The organism is Nonomuraea sp. NPDC004186, from assembly GCF_053603495.1.
Genome location: NZ_JBSGFQ010000099.1, coordinates 1 through 13241, shown reverse-complemented (window position 1 = coordinate 13241; position 13241 = coordinate 1). Strand labels below are relative to the sequence as shown.

Below are 13241 nucleotides of genomic sequence, written 5' to 3'. Positions count from 1 at the left end.
TGAGGTTGAGGGAGGACCACGACACCGTCAGCAGGATGCCCGAGCCCTCATCATGCTCGAGCCACGAATCCCCAGGTCAACCTCGGCGGCTGAATTTCCGCACCTCACACGCTCCTCAACGCCGGCGGCGCCCAACCAGTGGAGGGCGAGCAGCCGACGATCCGCCGACCGAGCGGTATCGCGGCGTCTCAGGGGCCGGTCGCTGCTCTGGACATCATCGACGGCAGCCGGACCCCCCAGCGCTGAACATGGTGCGATCCGGCGTACTGCCGCCGAGATGGATCTTCGGCGACGGCGTCGGGATGTCGCTTGCCAGCGGATCAAGCGCAGCGCTCACCGCGGCGGCGCCCATCTCCTCCAGGGGAGACCGGATTGTGGTGAGCCAGTCGGCCTCGTCGCCGAGCGGGCTGAACATGCGATGGCCGTACCCGGCGACCGCGATGTCGTCGGGCACCACCAGGCCGCTCTCCCGCAAGCGATGAATCGCGCCCCAGGCGACCACGTCCTCCGTGCTGACGATGATCTCGGCATCGGGTCCATCCGCCAGATACGCGGTCGCGGCCTCCATCCCGCCCGCAACGCTGTGCACGGCTCGGTAGACGTGGCTGTCCGGCAGCGCTACGCCGCCGGCGGACAGCCCGACCCGGAAACCGTCGAGCCGATCGCGCTCCGAGGGGACCGCCTCGTCGGCGAGGAAGACGACGAAACGCCGGTAGCCGAGGCCGAGCAGGGCGCCGGCGAGCGCCTTGCCACCGTCGAAGTCCGGCGGCCTGATCGCCAGGACCGGCTCGGAGGCCTCGCCGACGATCACGACCCGGCCGCTCTCGCGCTGGAAGCCGAGCAGTTGCTCCATCAGCCTGGAACCGGCCTTCGCGGTCGTGTCCCGCTTCCTGGCCAGCACCAGCGCCTGGGGGCGCTGCCGGCGCAGATCCTGCACCAGATCGCGCTCCCGTGACTCGTCGCCGTCGGTCGAGAGCAGGTTCAGGATGTACCCGCGCCTGGACGCCTCCCCCATCGCCCCGAAGGCGATCCGGGCGAAAAACTGGTCGCGAATGTCGCCGACCACCAACGCGACCGCGGGATAGCGACCGCGCACCATCGCCTGCGCGGCGAGGTTGGTGGTGTATCCAACCTGCTCCGCCGCGGCCAGCACCCGCTCCCGGTACTCGTCGGCGACCTGCCGGACACTGCCGTTGAGCACGCGGGAGGCCGTGGACGGCGACACACCCGCCGCGCGCGCGACATCGGCCAACCGGGGAGTCCCATTCGGTTCCTTCGACACGATTGTCATGATAACCACCTGGAGCGGGACAGCGCTGTCCGACGCTACATTCCGAGCTTTGCCCAGCTATAGCAGCAAAAAAACCAATCTGATGCTCTTGTCGGGAAAGCGCTAGCCGGGCAGTATGACGACCCAACGCGCTGTCGATCCGGAGGTTCGCCATGCACCATTGCAGAGTCAGCAGCGGACGTCGCAGGCTTCTCACCTTCGTCGCGACCGTGGTGCTGACCGTCACCCAGCTGGTGGCACCGGCATCAGCCGCGGCTGACCCCGAGATCGTCTTCACGAACCCGGTGGCCGCGGACGGGATCACCGCCTGGCCGGGAGACCGGGACAAGACACCCGAGCACGCGGCGTCGAGCCGGCTCGGGGTGCCGTGCTGGCAGACCAGCGACGACCTGAAGAACCAGTACATCTACCTGAACATCGACGCGGCCCGGATCCCGGCCGGCGCCACCGACGCGGTGCTCACGGTGAATTACTTCGACAGCCCGGGCCAGCAGCTCACCGCGCAGTACGACAGCGTCAGCGCGCCCTTCACCCCGCTGCCGTGGTTCTCCTTCCCCGGCTCCGGAGCCTGGGCGACCACGCAGTTACGGATGTCCAACGTCAACTTCCAGAACCGCGCGAACGGCGCCGACATCCGCCTGATGGCGAACGCGACCGGCGGTGTCATCAGCTCGGTCTGCGTCTCCTCGGTCAGTGTCTCGTTCGCCGACACCACCGGCATCACGGTGACCAACCAGAGCCTGGTCTTCACTCAGGGCGCGGGCAGCGTCACGCTCACCTCGACCGCGTCCTCGGTCGCCTGGAGCATCACCGATGACCAGTACCTTCCCGTGGCCTCGGGTAACGCTGCGATCGCAGCCGGGGCGGGCTCGATCAGCACCAGCGGCCTGAAGCCCGGCTTCTACAACCTCCGCCTCACCGCCGGCCAGACCGTCGTCGGTACGACGCTCGCCGTCATCCCGCCGCTCCCGGCAGGGATCCAATCCCCAGCGGGCAAGTGGGGCGTGAACACGCACATGTCCCACTACTACGACCTCAGCGGCGCCCTGATCCGCACCCTCGCCCTGGCCGGCTTCTCGCACATCCGCGACAGCCTCGAGTGGCCGCGCGTCGAGTCGGGCTCGCCCGGCAACTACGCGGTCGACCCGCGGTTCGACGCGATGATCGCGGACGCGAAAGCGAACCGCATCATCCCGCTGCTGGTCACCGGATACCGCAACCCGCTGTACGACGGCGGCCGGACCCCGAGCACGCCCGACGGCCTGGCGGCGTACGGCCGCTACCAGAGCTGGTGGCTCAAGCACTTCGCCGGCACCACCAACGACATCGAGACCTACAACGAGTACTACATGGCCGGCTTCAACGACAGCGCCTGCGGCATCACCGGCGCGTGCTTCCTCCAGCTGATCAAGGCCGCGTACGAGCAGACCCACAAGGACAACCCGAACGCGAACGTCATCGCCGACGTCGGCCCGAACAAAGGCGACACCACCTTCCGCGACCAGCTGCTGTCCCTCGGTGGGCTGGCCTACGTGGACTCGATCAACGCGCACATCTACACGTTCCCCGGCCCGGAAGGAGACCTGGACACCCAGATCCAGAGCCTGCGCACCGCGGCCGACGCGCACGGCGGCGCCGGCAAGCCGATCTGGATCAGCGAGGAGGGCTACCCGACCGCGCCGAGCTTCGGCGGCTCGATGCTCGATCAGGCGCGCAAATCGATCCGCAACGACGTGATCATGATTGCGAACGGCGTCAGCCAGTTCTACTGGTACGACGCTCTGAACGACGGCACCAACCTGGACGACAAGGAGAGCACCTTCGGCCTCCTGCAGGCCCCGGCCGGGCCGATCGCCGGCATGGCCCCGAAGCCGGGCCTGGTCGCGAAGGCAACCACGATCCGCGCCCTCACCGGCCTCGCCTACAGCGGCCGCGACACCCTGCCGTCCCCGCTGTACTCCTACCGCTTCGGCTCGGGCGCCTCGACCACCCGCGTGCTCTGGTCGACCGGCACCGGCACCTCATCCGTCAACCTCACCACCAGCAGCCCGCTCGAAGTGACCGACATGTACGGCCACAAGACCACCCTGACCCCGGTGGGCGGCGTCGTGAATCTGACCGTCGACCAGGATCCGCTCTTCGTCAAGGGACCCGCCACCGCGGTCTCCCAGCAGTCGAAGCCGGAGTTGAAGGTCGCGGCCGCGGATCCGTCCAACTCGATAGAGCCGACCGCGGTCACGGTGACGCTCAAAGGCACGGCCCGCAACCTCGGGCCGCGCGCGGTGACGATCGCGGGCCGGACCAAGCAGGTTCTGGTCACCCCGGGCAAGGACGCCACGGTCACCATCCCGGTCCCCGCGAGCGACACCCTCGGGTCGCGCCACCTGGTGGCGACCGTCGCCCGCAACGGGAGGCCGACCGCCCGCCTGGTCGCGTGGACCAGCGTCGAACCGGCGACCAAGATCCGCATCATCCCCCAGATCGCCCAGGTCTCACCGCTGCAGGCCGGCCTCGGTGTCGAGCTCACCAACACCAGAGCGACCGCGGCAGCGACGATCCAGGACCTGACCTGGACCATCGCGGGGCAGAAGGGCACAGCCGGCGCCGGCCAGTCGATCGCACCGGGACAGAAGGCGACGATCAGCGTCCCGGTCAGTGGCCTCCAGCCCTGGAAGGCCTACGCCTACACGGTCGACCTCACCACCTCCGACGGCAACAAGGTCTCCGCGAAGGGCACCACCGCCTTCAACCCGATCGTGCCCTCGGCGACGACCCCGAGCAGCTCGATCAACCTCACCACCGACGCGGGCTGGATCGCCTTCACCCGCCCCTGGGGCGGGCCCGCCGACCTCTCGGGTGCGGCGAGCCTCCAGTACGACGCGACCGGCCTGACCATCAACGCGGCCGTCACCGACGACGTGTTCTCCCAGACCGGGACCGCTGCCACCCTGTGGCGGGGCGACAGCCTGCAGTTCGCGATCAGCGACGGGCTGCCGGGTGAGAGTCCGTCCGCCACCGAGATCGGTGCCGCCCTTCTGCCGGCCGGGCCGGCCGTATACACCTTCGGCACCTCGGACGGCAGCCCTGCCGGGACCACGCCCGGCGCCACCGCCGCGATCGCGCGCGCTGACGGTGTCACGTCGTACCAGGTCAAGGTGCCCTGGGCGGCGCTCGGGTTCCAGTCCCAGCCGGCCGGACCGGTCGCGATCGCCCTCGCCCTGAACGAGGACGACGGCGCCGGGCGTGCCGGCGCCCTGCAGTGGGCGAGCGGGATCGTCACGGGGAAGACCACCACCTTGTTCCTGCCAGGAACGTTCACCCGCTGAAAGAAGGAGCGAAGAGTGCTGACCACACGATGGAGGGCGGGGGCCGTCACCGCGCTGGCGATCCTGACGGCCACAGCCTGCTCGTCAGGATCCGGAACGGCAGTCAGCGACGACGGCACCGTGACGATCACGGTCGGGCAGAAGCCCACGCCGGACCAGGCGGCGGCGCTGAAGACCTGGACCGACCGGGTCGCGCAGTTCGAGAAGGCGAACCCGAAGATCAAGATCGAGGGCTCGGAATACGGGTACGACGTCCAGACGTTCCAGGCCGACCTGGCCGCCGGGACGCTGCCGACCGTGGTCGCGATCCCGTACACCGACGTTCAGGGGCTGATCGAGCGCAAGCAACTCGCCGACATCACCGACGTGGTGAAGGCGTCGTCGGCGGGAAGGAAGATCAACCCAGAGGTGCTGAAGACCGTCCAGGACTCCAGCGGCCACATCTTCGGCCTGCCGGTGCAGGCGTACACGATGAGCCTCAACTACAACCGCGCGCTTTTCCAGCAGGCCGGGCTCGACCCGGACAAGCCGCCGGCCACGTGGGAGGAGGTCCGGCAGGATGCCAAAGCGATCGCGGACAAGACCGGCAAGGCCGGCTACGCGATGATGACCACCAACAACACCGGCGGCTGGGTCCTCACGGCCATGACCTACACGTACGGCGGATCCATCGAGAAGGTGAACGGCGGCAAGGCCTCGGCCGCCTTCGCCGACACCCCGATGAACGGCGCGCTCACCACGCTCCAGCAGATGCGCTGGACCGACAACGCGATGGGCAGCAACTTCCTGTTCAACCAGAAGCAGCTGCAGCAGGAGTTCGCCGGCGGCAAGGTCGGGATGTACATCGGTACCCCGGGCGACTACCGCGACGCGGTCACCACGATGGGCGCCAAGGGTGAGGATTTCGGCGTCGCGCCGCTGCCGCTCGGCTCGCCGGACGGCGGCACGCTGACCGGCGGCGCCGTGCAGATGTTCAACCCGAAGGCGTCGAAGCAGCAGATCGAGGCCGCGGTCAAGTGGGCCGAGTTCTTCTGGCTGGAGAAGTTCACCGACCAGGACCATGCGGTCACCGACGCCAAGGCCGCGAACGCGGACAAGCAGTACTCCGTCGGACTTCCGATGCTGTGGTTGTTCGACGAGGCGTCGAAGAAGCAGTACGACGAGTGGATCAAGCCGTATGTGAACACGGTCCAGGCGAACTTCACGCCGTACACGTCCAAGGCCGCGTCGCTGAAGCTCATGATCGAACCGCCGGTCGCCGGGCAGAAGGTGTACGCGAACCTCGACTCGGTCGTCCAGACCGTACTGACCCAGAAGGACGCCGACGTCGGCAAGCTGCTCGCGGACGCGTCGAAGGCGGTCGACGGGCTGCTGGCGAACTCGTGATGGCGTCGAAGGCGGTGAGTCTCCCGCTCTCGCCCGAGGACGGCCGGGCCACGCGCGTCCTGCGGCGCGTGGCCCGGTGGGTCCGGCGCGGCGGGATCAGCACGCTGGTGTTCCTGATCCCGACGCTGGTGGTCTTCGGGCTGTTCTCGTGGTGGCCGATCGCGCGCGGGCTGGTCCTGGCGTTCCAGCAGACGAACCTCGTCACCGCGGCGGAGTGGGTCGGGCTGGACAACTTCCGCAAGGTCCTGGCCGATCCGCTGCTCGTCACCGCGGCGCGCAACACCGCGTGGTTCGCGTTGCTGGCCTTGGTGTTCGGGTATCCGGCGCCGCTGGCGCTCGCGGTCTTCGTCCGCGAGCTGCGCCGTGGCCGGGCATTGTTCTCGGTGCTGGCGTATCTGCCGGTGGTGCTGCCGCCGGTGGTGGCGATCCTGCTGTGGCGGGTCTTCTACGACGCGAGTGACTCCGGCCTGTTCAACACCCTTGCCCGGGGCATCGGCCTCGGCCCGTTCCAGTGGCTGCAGGACGCGCAGTCCGCGATGCCGAGCATCGTCCTTGAGGCGACCTGGGCCAACGCCGGCTCGACGATGATCATCTACCTGGCCGCGCTGTCCGGCGTCCGCACGGATCTCTACGAGGCGGCCGAGATCGACGGAGCCTCGATCTGGCGGCGGATCGTGCACGTGACGCTGCCGCAGATGCGGACGATCCTGCTCATCACCCTGCTGCTGCAGATCATCGGCACCTTCCAGGTGTTCACCGAACCGTTCCTGTTCACCGGCGGCGGCCCGGCGAACGCGACCACCACGATCCTGATGCTGCTCTACAACTACGCCTTCATCAACGGCGACTACGGCGGGGCGACCGCGCTGTCGGTGCTGCTCGCCATCTTCCTCGGCCTGCTGTCGCTGCTGTACTTCCGGCTCACGCGGCGCTGGAGCACGACGTGAGCGCCCGGTCCGAGGACCGCGGCCTCATCTCCACGGCGGATCGACGGCGACCGGTGGTGCGCTGGACCCTCGGCAGCGGCCAGGCGCTGATCCTGATCCTGCTCGCCCTGGCCGGCCTCGGGCCCATCCTGTGGCTGGCCAAGGCGGCGATCTCGCAACCGCACGACATCGCCTCCAACCCACTCGCTCTGTGGTCCGGGCCGCCGCAGTGGCAGAACATCGAGACCGCCTGGTCCAGGCTCCGGGTCGGTCCGGCGCTGATCAACACGGTCCTGATCGCCCTCGGCAACTGGGCCGTGTCGGTGCTGGTGGCGACGACCGGAGGCTACGCGCTGGCGATCCTGCGACCGAGGTACGCCAAGATCATCAACGGCGCGCTATTGGCGACGATGTTCATCCCCGCCGTGATCTCGCTCGTGCCGCTCTACCTGACCGTGCTGGACGTTCCGATCGTCGGCGGGTCGCTGATCAACAGCTACTGGGCGATCTGGCTGCCCGCCGGCGCCAGCGCCTTCAACGTGATCATCACCGGCCGGTTCTTCGCGCAACTGCCGGCCGAGCTGTTCGAGGCGGCCAAGATCGACGGCGTCGGCAACTTCCGGATGTTCACGTCGCTGGTGCTGCCGCTGTCCGGGCCGATCATCGGCGTCGTGTCGCTGCTGTCCGTCATCGCGGCCTGGCGCGAGTACCTGTGGCCGAAGCTGGTCCTCCCCGACCGCGCCAAACAGCCGTTGTCGGTGATGCTTCCGGCGATCCGCGACAACGTGCAGATCAACCTGTTCATGGCGGGACTGCTGATCTCCGTGGTGCTGCCGATCGTCATCTTCCTGCTCTTCCAGCGCTACTTCATCCGCGGTGCGGGGCTGGCCGACGGGATCAAGGGCTGAAACCGTGCGAGTACGGCCGGAGCCGAGCGAGCCGCCGGGCGGCGTCCCCGCGGGCTCACAGCCCGTCGCGATCGTGCCAGTCATCCTGCCAGCGAAGGTCGATGGGCTGGTCGGCGCGTTGGTAGCGGATGTCGGTGGACAGCCGCATGACCCCGTCCGGATCGACGTTGTCGAGTGCGGCGTGAACGATGTGAGCCGTGTGGATGACCATGTCGCCGGCCCGGTAGTCGGACACCAGCCAGCGAGCGCCGTACTCCGCCGCCAGCGCCGGGAGGTCGGCGGTGATCGATGCCGCGGGACGCTTGAGGGTGCCCTCGGCTTCCGCGCGCATGACCCGCCGGTGGCTGCCTTCCAGGTACGTCAGGCCGCCGCGGGAGACCGGGCAGTCGCCGAGCGGGATCCACGCGGACAGCACGCGGTCCGTTCCCTCGCGGATGTAGACGAGGTCGTAGTGCGCCTGGGTGGCGGTGCCGATCCCGGACTCGCCGGGCGCCGTGTGCCGGATGATCTTACGACGGTGCAGGTGGGTCGTCCCGCCGAGGAACCAGGCGAACCAGTCCCTGATCGCGGGCTGCGTGCAGAAAGCATGGTAGGTGGAGCCCGGAACGATGTCGGTGAACAGGACCCGGCGGAGCGCTGCGGGATCCACCCGCCCGGCCGCGATCCCGTCCCCGGCCGCCGTTCCCGGTGCCGTGAGACCGGCGCCGGCCGCGCTGATCCGCTCGAAGTAGTACCGGCGGAACCCGAGCACGGCGGCCGGATCGAGAGCCTGCCTGAGGAAGAGGTAGCCGTCGCGGCGGATCCGCGTCAGCAGGGCATCGCGATCGTGACGTTCGGCGCCGGGTACGGCCTCGAGCTCGCCCAGCCGGGACTCGTCGAGGGTGTAGCCGTTGGAGGTGAGCATGGAGACGACCTTGCCAACCGCCGATCGGATCCGCCATGCACGGATCGACATGTCGGATGGACTTTCCGGCGGCTAGGGTTGCGGGGCTCCACCCATCTGACGCTGGCTCTCGCGGAACCGGCTCGGCGCGGTCCCGGTCCTGCGCGTGAAGAGGCGGCTGAAGTAACCGGCGTCGTCGTACCCGACGCGCCTGCCGACCGCGGCGACCGGCAGGTCCGTGCTCACCAGCAGTTCCTTCGCGCGGTTGAGCCGCAGCCGGAGCACGTACTCCTTGGGGCTGCAGCCGGCGGCGCGCCATACGGCGTTCCTGAACGCGGTCACCGACATGCCGAGGCGGCCGGCTTGAGCCTCCACGGACACCGGCCGGTACGCATCGCTCTGCAGGGAACGCAGCATCGGGCTCTGGGCCGGCCCCGCCGCGGAGATCGACTTGTAGGCGACGCTGATCAGCTGGTGCATCGCGCCGGCCGCCTCCACGTCGCTGCGCGGATCGTCCGGCCGGCTCGTCCTGGCCAGCGTGCGAAAGGCGGTCTCGAGCGCACCTGTGTCGTACAGGCGCTGCACTGGCTGGTCCAGATCGATGTAACCGAATCGCTCGTACACCTGGGTCGCGTCACCGTCGAAGAGCGCCCACCACTCGCTCCATCCTTGCGGGTCCGGGGCGTAGGCATGCCGTACGCCCGGCGGGAGCCAGAACATGGCCGGCGCGACAATGTCGTGGTGGTGGCCGTCCCACCGCAACCAGCCGCGCCCCCCGGTCACCAGCACGGCGGCGTACGACTCCAGGGCACGGTCGGGCTGCGACACGATCTTTCCCTCGATGGCGCCGACACCGAGGCACACGAGGCCGAGACGGAAGGACTCCGGCGCCGGCGTCAGATATCTGGCCCAGCCGGCAGCCCGCCGCGCTGTCATGACCGGCTGACGATCCATCCACGCAGCTTAGTGAACACCCACGAAGGAAGGATTCAGGGATGAACGTATCGACGGGCGCGCACCTGACGTACCCCCACGCCAACGGCTTCCATGCCGGCGGAGAGAGGCTGGTTGTCACCCGCTGGAATCCCGACCGGCTGGCGACCGGGGTCGCCAGCGTGGCGTGGCGGAACCCCGGCGAAGCGGACGTGCGAGAGGTGTGCGGGCTGCCGGACGGGAGCGCGAAGGAGGGGACTGTCTGGTTCGACGTCGCGCGTGCGACGGAACGGCTGGCCGCGATGTGGGACGACGCGCTGCACCTCGTGGACCTCGCCGATCACGCCGCCAAGCCCGAGACCGTGTATCGCGCCCCGGCGGGCCGTACCCTGCAGGGGCTGGTCAGCATCAGCGCGTCCGGCGAGCGGGTGCTGTTCTCCGAGGAGTCGCCGGGGGCGTACACGCTGCTCGAGATGGACGTCGACACGGGAGGCGTTCGCGAGCTGCACACCCGCGACTGGTGGGCGAACCACGCCCACTACTGCCCTGCCGACGAGGAGTGGATCGGCTTCTCCCACGAAGGACCCACCGAGACCGTGCCCGATCGCGTGTGGGCGCGGCACGCCGTCGAGATGCCCGAGGGCCGGTGCGTGCTCGAGCAGCCGGAGGGGCTGCACTTCGGGCACGAGCGGTGGGCGCATCACGCGGTGGGTGCGGTGGTCGTGGCATACGGGGTCAGCCCGGCCGAGCCGCGCGGCCTGTACTGGACGTCGCCGGACGACCCCTCAGGACGCCTGCTGTCGCGCGGCGACCGCTACTGGCATTGCGACGTCAGCCGGGACGGCACGCTCGCGGTGGTCGACACGACCGGACCTGCGGACCGGCCCGGCAAGGGCTGGGACGGCGCAGACGGTATCGCCGACGTGCTGCTGGTGGACCTGGTGGAGGCCCATACGACGCCGCTCGCCCGCACCCGTGCGACCCGCCACCCCGCCCACCCCCACCCGGTCTTCGCCCCGGACGGCTCAGCAGTCCTGTTCAACGATCTCGGCGCGGATGGCACCCTCTCCGTCACCCGCGTCGACCTCCCGTGACCCCACCTCGCCGTCACCGGGTGGGCGCAGTGGCGAAAGAGGAGAGTCTCATCCTGATGGATGAGGTTCTCTGGCGTCCGCTCCCGCAGGCGGTTCGTCCTGGAGGATGGGGTGGCAGGGCGATCGCGTCCCTAGATCCGTGACGTGTCCAAGAGAGCTGTGGTCGCCCGAGCGCTGCGCAGGGTCGCCGCCTGGTGCGCGGCTCATAATCCGTGGGTCGTGGGTTCAAGTCCCACCCGCCCTACCACGCCGACCTGCGGCTTTACGCGGATCTGTAGTCACGTCGTCTGATCGTGAGTCACAGTGAGCCACATGTGAGTCACATCATCTCCCGGGTCTTGCCGATCTCCCAGTTGGTCGCCCGCACCGCACTCAGCACCAGCCGCGCGGTCGCCTTGGCGCTGTCGTGATACAGCTGCGGCAACACCGAGACGTAGGTGTCGGCGGTCAACACGATGCCGGCATGCCCCAGCGTGCCCTGCACCACCTTCAACTCCGTCCCCGACGCCAGCGCCAACGTCGCAGCTCCGTGCCGCAAGTCGTGCAACCGCACCGGCGCCAACCCGCTGGCCGCCACCACCTTGTGGAAACGGTGCGTGAGATAGCTCGGCTGCACCGGCGCTCCGCTCCCCAAGGTGAAGATCGGGCTGGCCGGTGACCACCCCTCCCCCGGCAGCCGGCGTAACCTCGCCACGCCGCAGCCCACGTGCCAATGCACGCCGATCCGTGCCTTCTCGAAGATGACGTCTGGCCACCGCACCCCGCCACAGAGGCCAGCCTCTCGGGGCCGAGCACGCAAAGCACCAACGGGGTGGCGACTCCGCGCCTGCGGGAGCCCGTACGGTTCACTCTCTGCGGCTCAGCCCGGTCCCGGGCGCCGCGCTTCACGCCAACCCGCTGCCCCTTCGAACCGTACTTGGGCTGCGGGCCTTCATGTCGTGGAGCCGCCCCGGCGACGGCTCAGCACCGCTGCAATCGGCAGGGCCGCGGCCAGGCCGCTCAGCAGGACGGCTGCGAGCGCGCCCAGAACGGCCGGCTCGTTGCCGAAGGCGATGCCGACGGCGGCGAGCGTCGGGCCGGCGTTGCGCACGGCCGCGACGCCGCCCATGGTGGTGCGGCGTGGCCATGGCCCAGTGGCCAGGACTGTGCCGAGCACGAAGGCGGCGGTGGCGAAGAGGAAACCCGCCAGCAGGCTGAGTGAGGCGATCAGCGCGACGACCTCGCGCCAGTTGCCCACCAGCATGCCCGCCAGCACGGCGAGGAATGTCACGTTCGACACGGTCGCGGCCACAGGATGCCACGCTCGTGCTGTGGGCGGCGCGTGATGGCGCACGATCAAGCCGACGGCGAACGGAACGAGCTGCAGGACCGCCACGGTCAGCATCAGGGTCGCAACGTCCAGCGAGACCCCCCACCCACGTTCGCCGCACTGAGGAGAACGTTCGCCGTCGGGCTGAAGGTGATGCTGCCGATGGCGGCCAGCAGGACCTGCATCGCCGCTCCTGCGGCCACGTCACCGTGCTGCACCATGCCGAGCTTGGCGCCGAATGGCCCGCCGGGTGAGGACGCGATCAGCAGCAGCGCGACGAAGGCCGGCGCGGGCAGGCCGAAGAGCGCGGCGACGCCCCAGCCGAGCAGCGGCAGGGCGACCAGGTTGACCAGGAGCACCAGCGCGAGCAGTAGACCGTTGGTGAGGACGGCGCGCAAGTCCGGCAATGTCGTGCCGAGGCCGGCGGCGAACATGGTGGCCGCGATGAAGAGGACGGTGACGGCGTTGAACAGCAGGTGCAGGGTGTTCATGAACACCTCCGGTCGTCGAGCCGGAGTGGCGCCATCACACTCAGCCCGTGAGGTCGCCGAGCCAGCGCAGTGCGCTCAGGCTCGGCATGAAGCAGTATTCGCCGCCACGCGTGACGACGAATCGGGGCAGGAAGCACAGGCGCCGCCGTACGGGACGCCGGGGAATGGTGAAATCGCCGGAGCCGTCGGCTGAGCCGGCGATGGGATCCCTGGCCTGGCCCGCGCCGAAGAAGACGCCGTCGTTCATCCATTCGGTCTGGACGAACTCGAACTGCCGCCCGAGATGGGCTCCGACGAAGGCGAACATCAGCCCTCGGTCGGCCCCGGTGAAGGTTCTTGGTCACCACACAAGACCACCACTCACCTCCTCAACGAAGGTGGCGGCGCATGGAACCGCTAGGCCGCCGGGCAACACGGACGGTCACCATCGAGCTCCATGGAGCCGACAGCTCGCAATAGTTGAATAGGCGAGAGACCAGTACCCCGGAAGGTGCGCCGTTCGCCGTATCAGGGTGTCTCGCGCTGAAGGTCTTCCTGCGGCGGATCGGCGATCGCGCCCACCAGGAGTGGTCCGTTCAGCAGGTCGGCGGTGAACCTCACGCCGGTGAGGCGGGCCGCCATCGCGAACATCCGCGCGATGCCATGCTCGGACAGGCCGTCGTAGCGCTGGTCCCACTCCTCGTCCGAGCTCTCC

The 13241-nt window shown here is 69.1% G+C and carries 12 protein-coding genes and 1 pseudogene; 5 read left to right on the top strand and 8 right to left on the bottom strand.

The genetic code is table 11. From position 1 onward, the window contains the following. Nucleotides 1-214: 214 nt before the first annotated feature. The gene (locus tag ACWEPL_RS49555) at nucleotides 215-1291 is read right to left on the bottom strand and encodes a LacI family DNA-binding transcriptional regulator (RefSeq protein ID WP_363973006.1); all 1077 of its coding nucleotides are present in this window, start codon (nucleotides 1289-1291) and stop codon (nucleotides 215-217) included. 152 nt (nucleotides 1292-1443) lie between these two features. Here ACWEPL_RS49555 and ACWEPL_RS49550 point away from each other — a divergent pair, with 152 nt between their 5' ends. The 4 genes from ACWEPL_RS49550 to ACWEPL_RS49535 are packed head-to-tail and all read left to right on the top strand — an operon-like array spanning nucleotide 1444 to nucleotide 7837. Then, nucleotides 1444-4617, top strand: a complete 3174-nt coding sequence (locus ACWEPL_RS49550; RefSeq protein WP_452440408.1) for a hypothetical protein — start codon at nucleotides 1444-1446, stop codon at nucleotides 4615-4617. Nucleotides 4618-4632: 15 nt separating this feature from the next. After that, nucleotides 4633-6003 carry an extracellular solute-binding protein gene (locus ACWEPL_RS49545; RefSeq protein WP_452440407.1) on the top strand — a complete coding sequence of 457 codons (1371 nt, stop codon included), beginning with the start codon at nucleotides 4633-4635 and terminating at the stop codon, nucleotides 6001-6003. A 14-nt stretch (nucleotides 6004-6017) separates the two neighbouring features. Beyond that, nucleotides 6018-6950 carry a carbohydrate ABC transporter permease gene (locus tag ACWEPL_RS49540; RefSeq protein WP_452440406.1) on the top strand — a complete coding sequence of 311 codons (933 nt, stop codon included), beginning with the start codon at nucleotides 6018-6020 and terminating at the stop codon, nucleotides 6948-6950. Continuing rightward, the gene (locus ACWEPL_RS49535) at nucleotides 6947-7837 is read left to right on the top strand and encodes a carbohydrate ABC transporter permease (RefSeq protein WP_452440405.1); all 891 of its coding nucleotides are present in this window, start codon (nucleotides 6947-6949) and stop codon (nucleotides 7835-7837) included. Before ACWEPL_RS49540 ends, ACWEPL_RS49535 begins: the two co-directional genes overlap by 4 nt. Nucleotides 7838-7892: 55 nt before the next feature. On the opposite strand, the gene ACWEPL_RS49530 is transcribed toward ACWEPL_RS49535, so the two are convergent. Both ACWEPL_RS49530 and ACWEPL_RS49525 read right to left on the bottom strand, forming a co-directional pair. Continuing rightward, nucleotides 7893-8741, bottom strand: coding sequence for a phytanoyl-CoA dioxygenase family protein (locus ACWEPL_RS49530; protein ID WP_452440403.1), 849 nt, complete (start codon nucleotides 8739-8741; stop codon nucleotides 7893-7895). A gap of 72 nt (nucleotides 8742-8813) precedes the next feature. After that, nucleotides 8814-9674 carry an AraC family transcriptional regulator gene (locus ACWEPL_RS49525; RefSeq protein WP_452440401.1) on the bottom strand — a complete coding sequence of 287 codons (861 nt, stop codon included), beginning with the start codon at nucleotides 9672-9674 and terminating at the stop codon, nucleotides 8814-8816. Nucleotides 9675-9715: 41 nt separating this feature from the next. Here ACWEPL_RS49525 and ACWEPL_RS49520 point away from each other — a divergent pair, with 41 nt between their 5' ends. Further along, a complete protein-coding gene (locus tag ACWEPL_RS49520; RefSeq protein WP_452440399.1) occupies nucleotides 9716-10747 on the top strand; it encodes an oligogalacturonate lyase family protein in 1032 nt (343 codons plus the stop codon). A 319-nt stretch (nucleotides 10748-11066) separates the two neighbouring features. Here ACWEPL_RS49520 and ACWEPL_RS49515 read toward each other — a convergent pair whose 3' ends face one another. The 5 genes and pseudogenes from ACWEPL_RS49515 to ACWEPL_RS49495 form a co-directional block, all read right to left on the bottom strand. Then, complete coding sequence (locus tag ACWEPL_RS49515; RefSeq protein ID WP_452440435.1) at nucleotides 11067-11441, bottom strand: tyrosine-type recombinase/integrase; 375 nt, start codon at nucleotides 11439-11441, stop codon at nucleotides 11067-11069. A 237-nt stretch (nucleotides 11442-11678) separates the two neighbouring features. Further along, nucleotides 11679-12131, bottom strand: a complete 453-nt coding sequence (locus tag ACWEPL_RS49510) for a hypothetical protein (RefSeq protein WP_452440398.1) — start codon at nucleotides 12129-12131, stop codon at nucleotides 11679-11681. Continuing rightward, on the bottom strand, nucleotides 12131-12547 hold the full coding sequence (locus ACWEPL_RS49505) for a hypothetical protein (RefSeq protein WP_452440397.1): 417 nt from the start codon (nucleotides 12545-12547) through the stop codon (nucleotides 12131-12133). Before ACWEPL_RS49505 ends, ACWEPL_RS49510 begins: the two co-directional genes overlap by 1 nt. Nucleotides 12548-12587: 40 nt before the next feature. Further along, nucleotides 12588-12854 (bottom strand): hypothetical protein, encoded by a 267-nt coding sequence (locus ACWEPL_RS49500; RefSeq protein WP_452440395.1) that lies wholly within the window; start codon nucleotides 12852-12854, stop codon nucleotides 12588-12590. A gap of 200 nt (nucleotides 12855-13054) precedes the next feature. Continuing rightward, nucleotides 13055-13241: pseudogene (locus tag ACWEPL_RS49495) on the bottom strand (hypothetical protein); the annotation flags it as partial.

What these genes read in the sequence shown, in the direction of transcription:
- ACWEPL_RS49555 (WP_363973006.1), bottom strand. Translation starts at nt 1,291, where the DNA reads ATGACAATCGTGTCGAAGGAACCGAATGGGACTCCCCGGTTGGCCGAT.
- ACWEPL_RS49550 (WP_452440408.1), top strand. Translation starts at nt 1,444, where the DNA reads ATGCACCATTGCAGAGTCAGCAGCGGACGTCGCAGGCTTCTCACCTTC.
- ACWEPL_RS49530 (WP_452440403.1), bottom strand. Translation starts at nt 8,741, where the DNA reads ATGCTCACCTCCAACGGCTACACCCTCGACGAGTCCCGGCTGGGCGAG.
- ACWEPL_RS49525 (WP_452440401.1), bottom strand. Translation starts at nt 9,674, where the DNA reads ATGGATCGTCAGCCGGTCATGACAGCGCGGCGGGCTGCCGGCTGGGCC.
- ACWEPL_RS49520 (WP_452440399.1), top strand. Translation starts at nt 9,716, where the DNA reads ATGAACGTATCGACGGGCGCGCACCTGACGTACCCCCACGCCAACGGC.
- ACWEPL_RS49510 (WP_452440398.1), bottom strand. Translation starts at nt 12,131, where the DNA reads ATGCTGACCGTGGCGGTCCTGCAGCTCGTTCCGTTCGCCGTCGGCTTG.
- ACWEPL_RS49505 (WP_452440397.1), bottom strand. Translation starts at nt 12,547, where the DNA reads ATGAACACCCTGCACCTGCTGTTCAACGCCGTCACCGTCCTCTTCATC.
- ACWEPL_RS49500 (WP_452440395.1), bottom strand. Translation starts at nt 12,854, where the DNA reads ATGTTCGCCTTCGTCGGAGCCCATCTCGGGCGGCAGTTCGAGTTCGTC.